The organism is Pedobacter sp. KBW06, from assembly GCF_003852525.1.
Taxonomy (GTDB): domain Bacteria; phylum Bacteroidota; class Bacteroidia; order Sphingobacteriales; family Sphingobacteriaceae; genus Pedobacter.
The window spans coordinates 142,709-157,317 of record NZ_QAJL01000003.1; the positions used below are offsets into that span (position 1 = coordinate 142,709).

At 43.1% G+C, this 14,609-nt stretch carries 14 protein-coding genes; 4 read left to right on the forward strand and 10 right to left on the reverse strand.

The genetic code is table 11. The features are described from left to right. Positions 1 to 56: 56 nt before the first annotated feature. The 5 genes from DBR43_RS15365 to DBR43_RS15385 form a co-directional block, all read right to left on the reverse strand. The gene (locus DBR43_RS15365) at positions 57 to 1,502 is read right to left on the reverse strand and encodes a TolC family protein (RefSeq protein ID WP_124582331.1); all 1,446 of its coding nucleotides are present in this window, start codon (positions 1,500 to 1,502) and stop codon (positions 57 to 59) included. Continuing rightward, positions 1,495 to 4,659, reverse strand: coding sequence for an efflux RND transporter permease subunit (locus tag DBR43_RS15370; protein ID WP_124582333.1), 3,165 nt, complete (start codon positions 4,657 to 4,659; stop codon positions 1,495 to 1,497). The genes DBR43_RS15365 and DBR43_RS15370 overlap by 8 nt, the downstream gene beginning before the upstream one ends. Positions 4,660 to 4,697: 38 nt before the next feature. Beyond that, positions 4,698 to 5,780, reverse strand: a complete 1,083-nt coding sequence (locus DBR43_RS15375) for an efflux RND transporter periplasmic adaptor subunit (protein WP_124582335.1) — start codon at positions 5,778 to 5,780, stop codon at positions 4,698 to 4,700. 140 nt (positions 5,781 to 5,920) lie between these two features. Next, positions 5,921 to 6,307: a hypothetical protein gene (locus DBR43_RS15380; RefSeq protein WP_124582337.1), complete on the reverse strand. Its 387-nt coding sequence runs from the start codon at positions 6,305 to 6,307 to the stop codon at positions 5,921 to 5,923. 99 nt (positions 6,308 to 6,406) lie between these two features. Then, the gene (locus DBR43_RS15385; protein ID WP_124582339.1) at positions 6,407 to 6,637 is read right to left on the reverse strand and encodes a hypothetical protein; all 231 of its coding nucleotides are present in this window, start codon (positions 6,635 to 6,637) and stop codon (positions 6,407 to 6,409) included. A 120-nt stretch (positions 6,638 to 6,757) separates the two neighbouring features. Here DBR43_RS15385 and DBR43_RS15390 point away from each other — a divergent pair, with 120 nt between their 5' ends. The 3 genes from DBR43_RS15390 to DBR43_RS15400 are packed head-to-tail and all read left to right on the forward strand — an operon-like array spanning position 6,758 to position 9,367. Continuing rightward, positions 6,758 to 8,038: a hypothetical protein gene (locus tag DBR43_RS15390; RefSeq protein WP_124582341.1), complete on the forward strand. Its 1,281-nt coding sequence runs from the start codon at positions 6,758 to 6,760 to the stop codon at positions 8,036 to 8,038. 12 nt (positions 8,039 to 8,050) lie between these two features. After that, positions 8,051 to 8,890 (forward strand): hypothetical protein, encoded by an 840-nt coding sequence (locus DBR43_RS15395; RefSeq protein ID WP_124582342.1) that lies wholly within the window; start codon positions 8,051 to 8,053, stop codon positions 8,888 to 8,890. Between the two features lie 12 nt (positions 8,891 to 8,902). Continuing rightward, positions 8,903 to 9,367, forward strand: coding sequence for a DinB family protein (locus DBR43_RS15400; RefSeq protein WP_124582344.1), 465 nt, complete (start codon positions 8,903 to 8,905; stop codon positions 9,365 to 9,367). A gap of 23 nt (positions 9,368 to 9,390) precedes the next feature. Here the strand turns inward: DBR43_RS15400 and DBR43_RS15405 are convergent, their stop codons facing one another. From DBR43_RS15405 to DBR43_RS15420, 4 genes are all read right to left on the reverse strand, one after another. Further along, positions 9,391 to 9,837 carry a DUF6265 family protein gene (locus DBR43_RS15405; protein WP_124582346.1) on the reverse strand — a complete coding sequence of 149 codons (447 nt, stop codon included), beginning with the start codon at positions 9,835 to 9,837 and terminating at the stop codon, positions 9,391 to 9,393. A gap of 51 nt (positions 9,838 to 9,888) precedes the next feature. Continuing rightward, positions 9,889 to 10,704: a helix-turn-helix transcriptional regulator gene (locus DBR43_RS15410; protein WP_124582348.1), complete on the reverse strand. Its 816-nt coding sequence runs from the start codon at positions 10,702 to 10,704 to the stop codon at positions 9,889 to 9,891. 172 nt (positions 10,705 to 10,876) lie between these two features. Next, positions 10,877 to 11,620 (reverse strand): DUF2310 family Zn-ribbon-containing protein, encoded by a 744-nt coding sequence (locus DBR43_RS15415; RefSeq protein ID WP_124582350.1) that lies wholly within the window; start codon positions 11,618 to 11,620, stop codon positions 10,877 to 10,879. 15 nt (positions 11,621 to 11,635) lie between these two features. Continuing rightward, on the reverse strand, positions 11,636 to 12,121 hold the full coding sequence (locus DBR43_RS15420) for a nuclear transport factor 2 family protein (protein WP_158622506.1): 486 nt from the start codon (positions 12,119 to 12,121) through the stop codon (positions 11,636 to 11,638). Positions 12,122 to 12,363: 242 nt separating this feature from the next. On the opposite strand from DBR43_RS15420, the gene DBR43_RS15425 reads away from it, so the two are divergent. Beyond that, positions 12,364 to 13,287, forward strand: a complete 924-nt coding sequence (locus DBR43_RS15425) for an AraC family transcriptional regulator (RefSeq protein WP_124582353.1) — start codon at positions 12,364 to 12,366, stop codon at positions 13,285 to 13,287. A gap of 73 nt (positions 13,288 to 13,360) precedes the next feature. Here the strand turns inward: DBR43_RS15425 and DBR43_RS15430 are convergent, their stop codons facing one another. Beyond that, the gene (locus tag DBR43_RS15430) at positions 13,361 to 14,608 is read right to left on the reverse strand and encodes a cystathionine gamma-synthase family protein (RefSeq protein ID WP_124582355.1); all 1,248 of its coding nucleotides are present in this window, start codon (positions 14,606 to 14,608) and stop codon (positions 13,361 to 13,363) included. Position 14,609: the final 1 nt, after the last annotated feature.

Below are 14,609 nucleotides of genomic sequence, written 5' to 3' on the forward strand. Positions count from 1 at the left end.
CATTGCCCGAACTTACCGGGACAATTTATGCAAAGCGCTTTTGCAGGTTGCAGCTGTTATTGCCAGCCTCCGCCTAAGTCCCTGTAAAAATGAACTACAGCATTCAGCTGTTCTTTTTTAGTTTCTATCAGTTCGAGTTTAGATTCCAATGCATCTCTTTGCGTCATCAGCACTTCAAAATAATTCACCCGGGCAGATTTGAACAAATCGTTCGAAACAACGATCGATCTGTCCAGGGCTTCTACCTGCTGTGATTTCAGGCCATATCCTTTTTCCAGGTTACTGATTTTGGACAGCTGGTTAGAAACCTCCAGATAGGCATTCAGAATTGTACGTTCATAATTGTACATCGCCTGAAGCTGTCTTGAATTGGCACTATTGAACTCTGCCTTGATCGCATTCCTGTTAATCAGCGGTCCGGCGACATCTCCTGCCAGCGAATAAAGCACCGATTCCGGAAACTTTAAAAAGTAGGACGGCTTAAATGCCTGTAACCCTACCGCCGCCGAAATGTCCAGCGAAGGATAGAACTCTGTCCTTGCCACCTTCACATCCAGCTTTGCGGCTGTCAGTTCCAGTTCTGCCTGTTTGATATCCGGACGGTTGGCCAGCAATTGCGAAGGAATCCCTGAATGGACAGCCGAAGGCAGCAAACTTAAAAAGTTTCCTTTATCCCTTTTGATTTCCTGCGGATAGCGGCCGAGTAAAAAGTTAATCCTGTTCTCTGTTTCTTTTATCTTTTGAAGAATCTCAAATTCCATGCTTTTTGAGGTCAGCACTTCTGCCTGAAATTTCTGAACGGCCAATTCTGTAGCACGGGCAGCCTCTTTCTGCACTTTGACAATCTCCAATGCATTTTTTTGCAATGCGATGTTCTGTTTTACAATTTCCAGCTGATTATCCTGAGCCAGCAGCTCGTAATAGGAATCTGCAACCTCTGCAATCAGGTTAGTGACCACGAAATTCTTGCCCTCTACAGTTGATAAATACCTGCTGATCGCTGCCTTTTTGGAGTTGCGGAGTTTCTTCCAGATGTCTACCTCCCAATTGGCATGGATGGCCAAAGAATAATCCATCAGCGGATCGGGCATTGCCTTACCCGGAACAATTTCCGTACTGGCATCACCTGCCCCCTGACTGGTATACCTACCAACTTTTTCTACACCCAGGCCTGCTCCTATACCAACATGGGGCAGCAAATCACCCTTTTTCACCCGGACATCATTCTTTGCGATTTCGATCTCCTGCAAAGTGATCATCAGCTCCTGATTGTTCTTCAGGGCGGTATCGATCAACTCCACCAGGTTCTGATCCTTAAAGAAGCTGCGCCATGGCATGGCCGACATATTTGTGGTATCCGAGCCTTTATCGTAGCGCTCTGGAACGGTTAATTTTGCCGTTGGCGTCACAATCGACGGAACCTTACAGCCCGCCATCGCAAGAACCACCGCAAGGCATGTGCTCAATGCAAACATGCACCGGTTTAAATTCAGTTTATACATTGTGATCAATTTCTTCTGTTAATGGGTTTTCTTCTTCATTTTTAACGAGTTTGTGTTTCTCTGCAATCCTGCCGAATATATAGTACAATCCGGGGATGATCAGCACACCGCAAACCGTTCCTAAAAGCATTCCTCCCGCAGCAGCAGAGCCGATAGTCCGGTTTCCTATTTTACCCGGGCCGGAAGCAAATACCAATGGGATCAACCCCGCAATAAAGGCAAAGGAAGTCATCAGGATCGGACGGAAACGGACTGCCGCACCTTCCAGCGCCGCCTGAAGTACCGTTGCTCCTGCGCGATGTTTCTGAACCGCAAACTCGACGATCAGTACCGCGTTCTTCCCTAGTAAACCAATCAGCATCACAAAAGCCACCTGGGCATAGATGTTGTTTTCCAGACCGCATATTTTCAGCAGCAGGAAAGCTCCAAAGATTCCACATGGAAGGGAAAGAATCACTGACAATGGCAGAATGAAACTTTCGTACTGTGCTGCCAGAATCAGGTACACAAATCCAAGACAGATCAGGAAGATGTAGATCGCCTCATTACCACGGGATACCTCATCTTTGGAAATACCCGCCCAATCGATGCTAAATCCTCTCGGCAGGGTCTTTTCCGCCACTTCATTGATCGCATTAATCGCTGCACCACTACTGTAGCCAGGACCGGAAGAACCGCTGATTTCCGAGGCGTTATACATGTTGTGCCTCGTGATTTCAGAAAGTCCATACACCTTTTCCATCTTCATGAAAGCCGAAAAGGGAACCATTTCGTCCCGGCTGTTTTTCACATACAGCTTCAGGATATCCTCCGGTAATGCACGGTACTGAGGCAAGGCCTGTACCATCACCTTATACTGACGGTCGTACTTGATAAAATTGGTTTCGTAATTACTTCCCACCAAAGTAGAGAGCGTGTTCATCGCATTTTCAATGGTCACTCCTTTTTGCTGGGCGAGGTCATTGTCCACCCTTAACATATATTGAGGGAAGCCTGCACTGTAAAAGGTGAATACTGAGGAAAGTTCAGGGCGTTTGCTCAGTTCTTTTACAAAGTCCTTGCTCACTGTTTCCATTTTCTTGAAGTCGCCAGATCCCGCTTTGTCCAGTAAACGAAGCTCAAAACCTCCGGCGGCTCCATATCCCGGTACTGCCGGCGGCTGGAAAAATTCGATCGTCGCACCGGAAATCTCTGAAGATTTTTCTTCCAGCTCTGCCATTACTTCCTGTACAGAATGCTTACGGTCTTCCCAGCTTTTCAGGTTGATCAGACAGGTTCCGGAGTTGGCACTCGTTCCTTCCGTCAGGATCTCATAACCGGCAAGGGCCGAAACAGATTGCACCCCTTCTACTTTTTCAGCGATCTTCTGCAGGCGTTCTGCAATTTCATTGGTTCTTTCCAGTGAAGATCCCGGAGGCGTCTGGATAATCGCGTAGAACATCCCCTGATCCTCGTTTGGAATAAATCCGGAAGGAAGACTGTTATTCAGGAAATACGTTCCCACACAGAAAGCGATCAGCACACCGAAAGTCACCATTCTACGGCTGACAATCATTCCAAGCGTTTTTTGATACCTTCCTGAAAGCTTGTCGAAGCCATTGTTGAAACCGTCCATGAACTTATCCAGCTTGTTTTTCTTTTGCGATTTCCCATGGTTCTTCAATAAGATCGCGCACAATGCCGGAGTAAGTGTCAATGCCACAATACCGGAAAGAATAATGGCCGTTGCCATGGTAATGGAGAACTGCCGGTAAAATATACCCACCGGCCCGGACATAAAGGCCACCGGAATAAACACTGCCGCCATCAAAAAGGTAATGGCAATAATGGCTCCGCTGATCTCATGCATTACTTTTTTGGTTGCTTTTCTCGCAGAAATATGCAGCTCATGCATTTTGGCATGCACCGCTTCGATGACGACAATCGCATCATCGACCACGACCCCGATCGCCAGTACCAGGGCAAACAGCGTCACGAGGTTAATCGTAATTCCGAAAAACTGCATAAAGAAAAAGGTTCCGATCAGGGATACCGGAACGGCAATCGCAGGAATCAGTGTAGAACGCCAGTCGCCAAGAAAGAGGAATACTACCAATCCAACGAGGATAAAGGCTTCGACCAAAGTGTGGATTACCTTTTCAATAGAGGCATCCAGGAATTTGGACACATCATAACTGATCTCATAATCTACTCCTTTTGGAAAAGAGCTTTTCTTGATCTCTTCCATTTTGGCCTTGATGTCTTTAATAACCTGACTGGCATTACTTCCATAAGACTGTTTCACCGTAATTGCCGCCGAAGACCTGCCGTTCAGGTTAGAATAAATGTCGTACATGGAACTCCCAAACTCGATATTCGCCACATCTTTCAGGCGAAGGATCTCTCCTTTTGGAGTAGAACGCAAAATGATATTCTCGTACCCTTCTTTGGTGGTAAAACGTCCAGGATATTTCAATACATACTCAAAGGATTGAGATCTTTTTCCGGAACTTTCACCAGTTTTACCAGGTGAAGCTTCTAAACTTTGTTGATTTAATGCTTCCAAAACCTCATCTGCAGAGATTTTATAAGCCAGCATTCTATCCGGCTTTAACCAGATGCGCATGGCATATTCCCGGTTACCCAGGATATCGGCCACACCAACCCCATCTACCCGCTTCAATTCTGAAAGCACATTGATATCCGCAAAGTTGAACAGAAACTTCTGATCCATCTTCGGATCTTTGCTGTACAGGTTGATGTACATTAACATATTCGATTCTTCGCGGGTGATCTTTACCCCTTCACGCACTACCAATGGTGGTAGTTTATTGACTACCGAAGCCACCCGGTTCTGAATGTTTACTGATGCCTGATTCGGATCTGTGCCCAGGTTAAAAACCACCTGAATGGAAGCTTCCCCATCATTACCTGCATCAGAGGCCATGTATTTCATTCCAGGAACACCATTAATGGCACGTTCCAAAGGGATAATTACCGATTTGATCATGAGCTCACCGTTTGCTCCCGGATATTCTGCGGTGATGTTCACCTTAGGCGGTGAGATCGATGGAAATTGTGTAACCGGAAGGTGGCTCAATGCCAGCACACCCAGAAACACAATAATGAGCGATATTACTATAGAAAGGACTGGCCTTTGTATAAACTTATTAAACATTTGTTTATATTTTTAATGATAGAAACCAAACTGGACAGCTATTCTGCTTTTAAACGCAGACGGGAAAGAACTTCTTTAGGTGCAAGGTGTTCGCTCCTGATTTTTTCATCGTCCTTTACCTTTTGAACCCCTTCCAGCAAGATGCTGTCGGTTTCAGAAAGTCCGCTGGCAACAACATACATATCAGGCATTTCTGCAGCGACAGTAATGTTTCTGGAATGTACCACATTGTCTTTTCCGACCACAAATACATACATCTTATCCTGAATCTCATAAGTTGCTTTCTGAGGGATGATCAATGCATTTCTGAGCGGAACCACCATTTGTATTTTCCCGGTTTCTCCATTTTTTAACAACTTGTTTGCATTGGGAAAACGTGCACGGAAAGCGATGTTACCGGTTTCGCTATCGAATTCACTTTCTACCACTTCTACATTTCCTTTGTCTTTCAACAATTCGTTATTGGCCAGCAACAGGCTCACCTTATTGTCGGCACGGTTCTTTATATTGGTTTGATATTCCAAGTATTCCGGCTCTGATACATTAAAATAGGCAAATACCTGGCTGTTGTCGGACAGGCTGGTCAGCAATGCACCTTCATCAACAAGGCTTCCTAATTTCAAGGGAATCCTGTCTATGGTTCCATCAAAAGGAGCCCTGATTTCGGTAAATGACAGATGGAGTTTAGCCAGGGCAACTTCTGCTTTCGCCTGGTCCACTTTGGCCTGAGCCATGGCCTGTTCATTTTTAGATACTACATTTTTATCCGCCAGTAGTTTGACGTTTCTGAGTTCAATCTCTTCTGCTTTCACTTCGGCCTGCGCTTTCCGCAATTCTGCTTCATAAACTTTAGGCATGATCTTAAACAGCAGCTGACCAGCTTTTACAGACTGGCCTTCATCCACATAAATGTTTTGCAGGTATCCTTTTTCCTGTGCCCGGATTTCAATGTTGCGAACAGAGCGGATCTGCGAAACATACTCCTTGGTAAAGGAAGTATCCGTCTTTAAAGGATTGGTGGTGGTAAACTTGCTGTCTTCTTTTTTCTCCTCTTTTTTTGAGGTACAGCTGGCAAGGTTCAACAAGGCAATAGCAGCCGTGAACACGATTGTTTTCTTCATGATATTTAATGGGAAATTAAGCGAATAAATTCCTGAAATTCAATGACTGATCAACGAAGCCTCAGGACATAACTAATCGTCGGTCTCCGGGCCATAAAGCCAGGGATGATCACAAACCAGAAACCGATGGATGAAAATCCTCAGATCCTTAAAACTCTTTGTTTGATGTAAATGGGAGATGTATCGCCACAGAAAGGTGGGAATGTTTTGAAATGATGGTGGTAGTCTTCTAAAATTAAAGCCGGGAAAAAGCTAAGGTACCACCTGTCGCATAAAAGATAATTGCGGTGTGTAAGCCCCTGCTGAAGGTCATCACCATTGGTGTGTTCTTCATCTAAATCACCTTCTTCAGATACCGAGAGATCCAGGTCTGCAGTTGCAAAGTTTGTGGGTTCGCTTTTGGCAAGCCGGTGATGGGAACAATGACTAACAGGAGGCATAGAATGATGTACTGTACCCGCATGAATATCAGCCCCCCTGCTAAGCAGATGGGAAAACAGAAATACAAAAAACACAACTACTCTCATTCGGCCGCAAAAATAATCAAAGTATTGAAAGAAAAAAATCCAGACAATAAATTGATTAAAAGATTAGAGATGAATGACATAAATTGTTCCCTATCAGGGCTATTTGTTTGGTCTTGAACTGGCTTGTGGTTGATGTTTTCCTTCAAGAATATCGATTACACTTTTCTTTAAATCATCATACTTGAAATCATCATTAAATCCAAAACCACAGGTCGCATGTACCTCCCCCTTTTGCTCACAAAACAGGTACTTAGGCCCAGCAATTTCAATTGATGAAGGTGAGTACTCTGTTTGTATCTTGTAATCAATTTCATCATTCTTATTGACCACATAGAATAAATGTTTGATATATTTCTGTTTTGAGCCTCAATTTTTTATTAATTTCAATAATTATTTAACCTCTTGGCAGCTGGAAATACCCAAATCCATTGTCGATTTCATTAACATCATATGCAAAATTGGAATACAGACTTTTTTGAAATGCTTTATGCTAAACTTTCTGCTTCATTGATTGAAGATTCCCGTACACACCTGTTCGCGATATCCGGTCCCGGAAAATTTCTCCCTTCCGGCCTAAAGCCTTTGGAGAAAGGGGAAGATGCCGCAATACTTTCCTCTATGTTTGAGCAGGTCCCTGCTTTCAGCTGGCTTGAAAAGCAGGAAGGGAGGAAAATCTCCGAAGTGTACACTTCAGTTTTGAACCATAAGGAAAGTCCGGTCATCAGCGGACGACCGGAACAAATGGCCAGATTAAGAGAAGCAGAACAACAATACGAGGACAGTTTTGAGGAATATCAGTTTTACAAATACGCTTATGAAGCTGTTCTTTTGGAATACCTGAGTGCCAAAGCAACTCAGGAAAACGGAGGAGCAAAAATATCAAGAAATTTGCTGATCAAACGAGAGCAGGCCATGAACAAGTGGATTGCAAAGGGACATAAAGGCCGGATGGAGCTCTGCTTAGCCATCATACAGGAGTACCAGCCTTTATATTCCACCAATTTTTGGAAAAAGGCAGGAGAACGGTTTCAGGAGTGGCAGCAGACCACCAGTACAGGAGCTGTTTTTCAGTTAACAGAGTTCTACCCCGGCTACAAGTATTGGTTTGAGAATTCCGGATGGAGCGGTTTCAGCTTTGACCAGCAAGACCTTGATCATCAGCCAAAATCCAGATTAGCGGGTTTAACGGGAGATCTGGATCCTTCCTTCGGTATGTTCAACCTTTCCAATACCCAAGGGGACCGCAACCAGCTATCCTTTTTAAAAATGGGGGAAACCGCAGTAAAGGTAGAATGTCAACTCATGGAGGTCCACATCGAAAGAAACTGGCTCAACCCACTGGTTCTTACCAACAAGGCCTGGCGCATGGGCAAAAATTCCCCGGTACCGGATCTGTCGCTGTCAAGTGGGGCCGATATAGAACAAGGTATTCTGCCACATGGAGAAATGACTTTATTGCCCCTCTCTGCCATCATTTGCCGGAACTTAAGGGTTAGTGGCCGCTTTACCGACCTGGCACCTAAACTCAATGAAGAAATTGAACGTCATGAACTTAGTGTTGGTTTTGGCCCTTTTGCCATCGCTGGTAAGCGCTATGGACAAGATCAAAGGCTAAGAGGGACAATTACAGATCAGGTTATTGAAGTGCCTGATGAACAAATCATTGGGGTCATTTGCGAGATTCTCCCAAAAATGCCTAACCCAAATCCTGAACTGCCCTGGAAAAAATAGAAAAAAACAAACATGACAGAGATTAGCCTAAACAACAAGCTTTACAATATACAGGAATTGCGAAATATTATGCCGCAACTCCTGGACTGGGATCTCCAACCAGTAACAGGGAGAGCTATATATACAAAAATAGAGCGTTATGCTCATCTTGAAATAAAATTATACCCATCAGATTCCTACGATAACCGGGTCATATGGAACACAGACCAAACCTATTTCCCCTATGACATCGGTATCAGTAAGGCCATTGAAGAATATCTTCTATTTTTCAGTAATTATTTGTCGGCCTTAAAGGGCAATAACATTAAACTGATTTTTGAAATCACCGATGGGACTTTTCACCTGGTAGACTCCGACAGCAGAACCTATGGTTATGCTGCGCTATATGCCCTGATCGATTGTTTTGACAAATCCTATAACAGCATCAATGAATTTAAAATTGAGCGGATAGCCAGAATAAAGGCTGAGGCTCCCGCATATTTCAAATCAGCAGGTATGCATTTCACAATAGAAGAGTTATTTCAATCATTAGAAAACATAGCCTTGACCAGTAGCGTAAAGGAGCTCGTCAGTCACATCTCTGATGAAGAACTCAGCCTTTATCTGGAACAATACAGTCAAAATCGCTTGAACGCCCGGATAAAGCCAAAACTATCAGAAGAGAAAATCACCTGGTTTAATAAGTATAAAGTGTTGTCGCGGTATGGCCACTTGTCTCAGATCGGTTTCTGGCATATCGCCATTGCCCGGCGAAACGGATACTTTTTCTCGCGCTACTTTGGAATATCTAACAACCCTGAATTAAAGAAATATATGGACATGCATAAACCCTCACATCCATCCGGACAATAATAAATTTCAACTATGAACCTGACCGCACAAATTGCAAAACACTTCAGAGAAGTTCATTTCGGAGGAAACTGGACTTGCTCCAACCTAAAGGACAACATGGCCGATGTAACCTGGCAAGAGGCGATCACGCCGGTTCAAAGCCTGAATACCATTGCCGCGCTCGTTTATCATGTGAATTATTATGTAAGCGCCGTCCTGAAAGTATTACAGGGAGCACAACTCGATGCTAAAGATGAATACAGCTTTAACCATCCTCCCATCGGTTCGGAGGAAGACTGGGAAGCATTGAAAAACAAAGCCCTGACCGATGCAGAAAAGTTCGCAGATTTGATTGAACAACTACCGGAACAACGGCTTTGGGAATATTTTGAGGAAGAGAAATACGGGATTTACTACAGAAATATCCATGGAATTATAGAACATACTCACTACCATTTGGGGCAGATTACCCTGATCAAAAAAATGCTGAGGGCCTAACTGGCCCTCCTATTCAAACTTCATCATTTACGTTTCATCATTTTATAAGAAAAGCCTTTGTCATTTGCCCCCAGGACTTCCACAAAAATGGTCGTATCGTTCAATTTGGTGTATTGGACCTTTTTAGGGAAATCGTGCGAAAGGTTTTCAAATGAGTACTTGTTTTTCAGGCTTTTGTTCAGTTCAAAGTCAATGGTTTTCCCATTGTTCTGATCCGGCACTCTGGCCTGATAAACAATTTTCCCGGAACCCGCCTTTATAGAAAAATATTCAGTAACGACTTTTTGTCCGCCTTTCATTTTATACCCATTTCCTTCCAGCAGGGAATCGTTGATTACTTTCCAGCTTTCATAGTTTTCTTTATTTTCCGTTTTCCAGGTACCCGCTAAAAAGCCAAGCCCGTTTAATCTGTCTTTTGCGATAAAAGAACTGAAGGTAAGGAATATACCTAAGGTGATTAATGTTTTCATGCTGTAAAATTGCGACAATATAAAGGTTCAAAATTGTAAAATTGCGACAAGCTAATCTCTTCCTGAAAATAATGACGACATCTTAAGGTTCCCTCCATAAAACTTTTTGGGGCTCATTCCTGTAAACTCCTTAAAGTCCTTAATAAAATGTGCCTGATCATAGTACGCTCCCTGGTAGGCAATATTGGTGAGACTTGTAAACCCGGGTTCTGCCATCATTTTTAATACCGATTGCAACCTGATGATTTTAGAAAGCTGCTTAGGGCTCAGCCCTACTGCCAATGAAAATTTCCGTTCCAACTGCCTTCGGTTAACTTTTAAGTTTCCGGTCAGCTCATCCACCGAAAGTTGCCCTCTTAACAGCATCATTGCTGCTACACTTGATCTGACCAGCTGATGAACAGATTCAGGGGTAATGAGTTTATGCTGCAAAAACCGCGATACCAATTGAATGCGTTCTTCCGTGTTTAATGCATTTAAGATTTCCTTTTCCAGAGCGATGCCGTCCTCCGCAAACAGCTCCTGTAAAGGAACTGCCCTGTTTTCCATATCGCCGACAGGAAATGTCGCAAAAGCAGAAAAGCCTTCAGGTAAAAAACGAACGGCAAAGACGCCCGTTTCGCCCGTTGGTTCGATCTCCAGGGGCCGTGTGACCTGCCCGAACACAAAACACCTGGGCTGAAGAACAGGACTTCCTTCGGGAGTGTATTGCTGATAAAGATGACCATAGTGAAAGATCATCTCCATACAACCATCGGGTACAATACGTTGCTTTTCAGGATTGGGCTCCTTTGGAGCGTCCAATGTCCAGTAACACCTCACATAGTTTGACAATCCGGAGCTTGGCGGATAGGTTTTGTAGTCCATAACAACATACAAGATACGCGGTAATTTCTATATTTTTGCAGTTATAGAAGACAGAAAACCGGAATTTTTGATTGGCTCGCTCCAGGAATTAGAGGAGGAAATTTATCTTGTTCGCACCTATAAACTGAGAATGGCGGTATACTTCATTATAAACAACTCGAAAGCGTAGATACTAACCTGCATTGATCACATTTAAAATCTCATACCGCTCATGTAATTGTGATTGCAGCGCCCAAGTGTTACCGCAGCCCGGACAAGCTCTGGCCAGGTCAGCCTCTTTATATTTTAAGTAATTATGCAGGTAATAATAAGTCGGTGTGTTCGTCAGACTTTCCAATGTCCTGCAAATTTTCAATCCCTGTCTTGTCAATGTCGATTTTAAATTTTCCATTTGGTTTAAAGCCCAACGTTCGCCGACATAACAATTCATTTGTAAACTATCGCAGGAAATATAATCACTTTCCCAGCTTAGAATAGGCATATAACCATGATCAGCATACTTAGGAAGCCGGTACAAAGGCACGGACTCCTGACAAGTCCCACAGCATATGGGAGATTGAATCGTAATGTAGTTTGTAATTAAAATATAAAAATCACTCTTTTTACATTTGCAAGCCGACTTATAATCTGCTGAAGTTTTCCCGACCGTTTTGATTTGAATTTTAGCCGCACACAGCTGTTCTATTTTGTCAATTTGCCGCTCGGTATAAAAGTTATTGTATTTCCGGTCGAAGGAGTCCTTTTCCAGTGTAAATGGAAGGCAAATAATTTTACGCCCAGCAATGTATTGCGATTCGATCCTCCCCTGACTTTGTCCATTACCACGATAATAGCTGGTCAGCAAATTCATCTCTTCAAAGATCTCGTCTTTGTCCGCCTTACTCTTTATTTCGATCTGAATTTTCTGAATATACATGTATGTTTCTATTGGTTAAGGCTTACCTGGCCTATTCAAATATTCCTGATGGCCAAAGCTAATGATTCTGGTTGTTTTCCATTTTCCATCCCACAGTCGCCAAAGCATCAAAAATTTCGCTTCGCTGCTCAACTGCTCCTTCTTCCCTTTTTCTGTTGCATAAAAACGATGGATCCCGGTTGCCACTGCACCGTAACCATTAATCGGGCTTACCTCCAGACTCCCGGCAACCAGTTCTCTTCTCAGCTTCCGTTCGCTTCTAAATGTTTCTTCAAAAGCATCCATATTTTGTTTATAGTCTGTTAAGCCACCAGAATCATGATAAAATTCTATGTCTTTAGAGAACAATACTTTTAAGGTGTCCAGTGCACGTGTATTAAATGCATTAAACAACACACTGTCCATGTGCGCAATGTTGGCATATAATGTTCCTGATGCAGGTTTAGCCACCTGTCCTTTTGTAGTTACGGAGAGGAAACAAATGAGAAATGTTAGTTTCAAAAAGTAAAAGCTTGATATTTTCATACCAGGTGAATGGCCAAGTTTATGCCAAAGGCGAAAATAGCATTAATACCCTACAATTCAGCCATCTAAATAACCCCGAATGTTCAATAACGAACAGGCTTTGCACACTATTGAACAGTACCAGGCCGCGTCTTAAGCATTTCTATACGCAGCATTATCAGGCCTTAAACCAATCTTAGGAAAATTCTGTATAAATTCAGCCTCAGAAAAGAACTGATATGGAAACCGATCCGACCGAAATTAAGAAGAAAGAGGGCTTTAACGGGCAAAGGGCAATTCTGTTGCCCAGGTCCATTATTTCAAAAAGCTGTGTTTCCAACCCTTTGTTGTCCGGAATCTATCTTACAGATATCGGATTCTATCCAAAAGCCGAATTTCATTACCGGGAACGCCAGCAGGGTATTGACCAGTATATCCTGATTTATTGTACCGCCGGAAAGGGAGAAGTTCAGATAGAAAAAACGCCCTATCCCCTTCTTGCTGGGAATTTCATCGTCATTCCCGCAGAAAAAGCACATGCTTATGCCTCCGATAAGAACAACCCATGGACAATTTACTGGGCACATTTCAAAGGGCACCTCGTCAAACCACTGATTGCCTTATTGCTCAAACGCCAGAAAAATTACAAAGGTTTTGTACAGTTTAATGAATCGAGAATCAAGCTGTTTGACGACATCTATTTGAACCTGGAGCGGGGCTACAGCACAGATAACCTTTGTTATGTAAACACGAGTTTCCAGCATTTTTTATCTTCCTTTATTTTCGATGATAAGTTTAACCATTCCTCAAAAAAGGTGATGGTAAATCCGATAGACCTCTCTATTGAATACATGCAAAAAAACCTGCATGCTACCTTTACTTTAGCAGAGGTCGCTAAATCCGTTAATTTATCATCATCGCATTTCTCCGCCCTCTTTAAAGAACAAACCGGATTTGCACCCATTAAATACTTCAATCAGATTAAAGTACAAAAGGCTTGTCAATATCTGCAATTTACAGACCTCCGTGTTAAAGAAATTGCGGCAGCACTGGGAATTGACGATCAATATTATTTTTCCAGAATGTTCTCTAAAATAATGGGTGTTGCTCCTCAAGATTATAAGATCAAAAGAGAAACACTCCGGGAAAGCAAGTTTTTATAGAAAACAGGAGGCAAAGAAAAAGGCAAGGAATTCACCTTGCCTTTTTCTGATCTTTATTTAAAAAATATAATTCTTACTTGCTAAAAGCAGAAAATGCATTGCTAAAATCTGCGATTAAATCGTCGATATCTTCAATTCCAACGGATAACCTGATCATCGAATCAGGGATGCCCATTTCATCGCGTTTTTCCTGGCCCAATTCAAAGAAAATGGTTTGTGCCACCGGAATAGCCAGCGTACGTGTATCTCCAAGATTGCTTGATTTAATCACGAGTTTTAGTTCGTTCAAAAATGCCAGACAATCTACGCCGTCTACCAGGGTAAAACTCATTAATCCTCCAAAGCGGTGGAATAAGCTCGAAGCCAGAGCATGCTGAGGGTGACTTTTCAATCCAGGATAGTAAACATGGCTCACCAGGGGATGATTTTCAAGAAACTCAGACAGCACTGCGGCATTTCCACAGGCGCGATCCAGTCTGAGGGCGATCGTTTCCGACCCCACAGAGATGCTGTGCGCAGCTTCCGGGGCAAGTGTTCCTCCCCCATCTCTTAAACCTCTTTTTCTGATTTGTGTGATGCCCTGCATTTCCGGACGGATTTGCTCGCGTATAATTGGGGCAATATTAGGGAAACCAAGCCAGTCGAATAAACCAGTATCAGTTACACTGCCACCCAATGCATTTCCATGACCTCCGATATATTTGGTCAGTGAATTGATCACCAAACTTGCTTTTACCGTTACCGGGCGAAACAAATAAGGAGAAGTCATGGTATTGTCCACTACATAAATCAGTTTTTTTTCTGCGCAAAAGTCGCCGATTGCAGCAAGGTCCGATACCTGTGTGGCCGGATTTGCAATGGTTTCTACAAACACCATTCTGGTATTCTCACGATAAGCTTTTTTGATCTCTTCTGCATCGGTTGAGTCTACGAAAGAAATTTCCAGCCCCATATCTATATAAGTCTGCATCACGCTTCTGGTGTTCCCAAAAAGGTAGGAACTTGCAATGATATGGTCAGAAGCTTTCATTAATGCGAGTATAGTAGAAGAAATCGCAGCCATTCCTGTAGAAAAAGAAACAGTGGCAATTCCTTGCTCCATTTGTGATACTTTTTGTTCCAGCGCAGCGGTTGTCGGATTCCCCTGACGGGAATAAGCGTATCCTTTGGCTTTATTCTGAAAAACATCTACCAGGCCCTGTACATCATCGTATCCCCAGGTTACGGCGTTATGAACTGGCTGATGTATGGCTCCGAATTCTGGTTTCAAAAGTCGGTCTGAATGAAGAATGGTTGTAGTAAATCCTTTTGTATTGCTCATC

Excerpts from the sequence above, each read along its gene's own strand:
- DBR43_RS15365 (WP_124582331.1), bottom strand. The coding sequence starts at position 1,502 with ATGTATAAACTGAATTTAAACCGGTGCATGTTTGCATTGAGCACATGC.
- DBR43_RS15370 (WP_124582333.1), bottom strand. The coding sequence starts at position 4,659 with ATGTTTAATAAGTTTATACAAAGGCCAGTCCTTTCTATAGTAATATCG.
- DBR43_RS15375 (WP_124582335.1), bottom strand. The coding sequence starts at position 5,780 with ATGAAGAAAACAATCGTGTTCACGGCTGCTATTGCCTTGTTGAACCTT.
- DBR43_RS15380 (WP_124582337.1), bottom strand. The coding sequence starts at position 6,307 with ATGAGAGTAGTTGTGTTTTTTGTATTTCTGTTTTCCCATCTGCTTAGC.
- DBR43_RS15390 (WP_124582341.1), top strand. The coding sequence starts at position 6,758 with ATGCAAAATTGGAATACAGACTTTTTTGAAATGCTTTATGCTAAACTT.
- DBR43_RS15395 (WP_124582342.1), top strand. The coding sequence starts at position 8,051 with ATGACAGAGATTAGCCTAAACAACAAGCTTTACAATATACAGGAATTG.
- DBR43_RS15400 (WP_124582344.1), top strand. The coding sequence starts at position 8,903 with ATGAACCTGACCGCACAAATTGCAAAACACTTCAGAGAAGTTCATTTC.
- DBR43_RS15405 (WP_124582346.1), bottom strand. The coding sequence starts at position 9,837 with ATGAAAACATTAATCACCTTAGGTATATTCCTTACCTTCAGTTCTTTT.
- DBR43_RS15410 (WP_124582348.1), bottom strand. The coding sequence starts at position 10,704 with ATGGACTACAAAACCTATCCGCCAAGCTCCGGATTGTCAAACTATGTG.
- DBR43_RS15415 (WP_124582350.1), bottom strand. The coding sequence starts at position 11,620 with ATGTATATTCAGAAAATTCAGATCGAAATAAAGAGTAAGGCGGACAAA.
- DBR43_RS15425 (WP_124582353.1), top strand. The coding sequence starts at position 12,364 with ATGGAAACCGATCCGACCGAAATTAAGAAGAAAGAGGGCTTTAACGGG.
- DBR43_RS15430 (WP_124582355.1), bottom strand. The coding sequence starts at position 14,608 with ATGAGCAATACAAAAGGATTTACTACAACCATTCTTCATTCAGACCGA.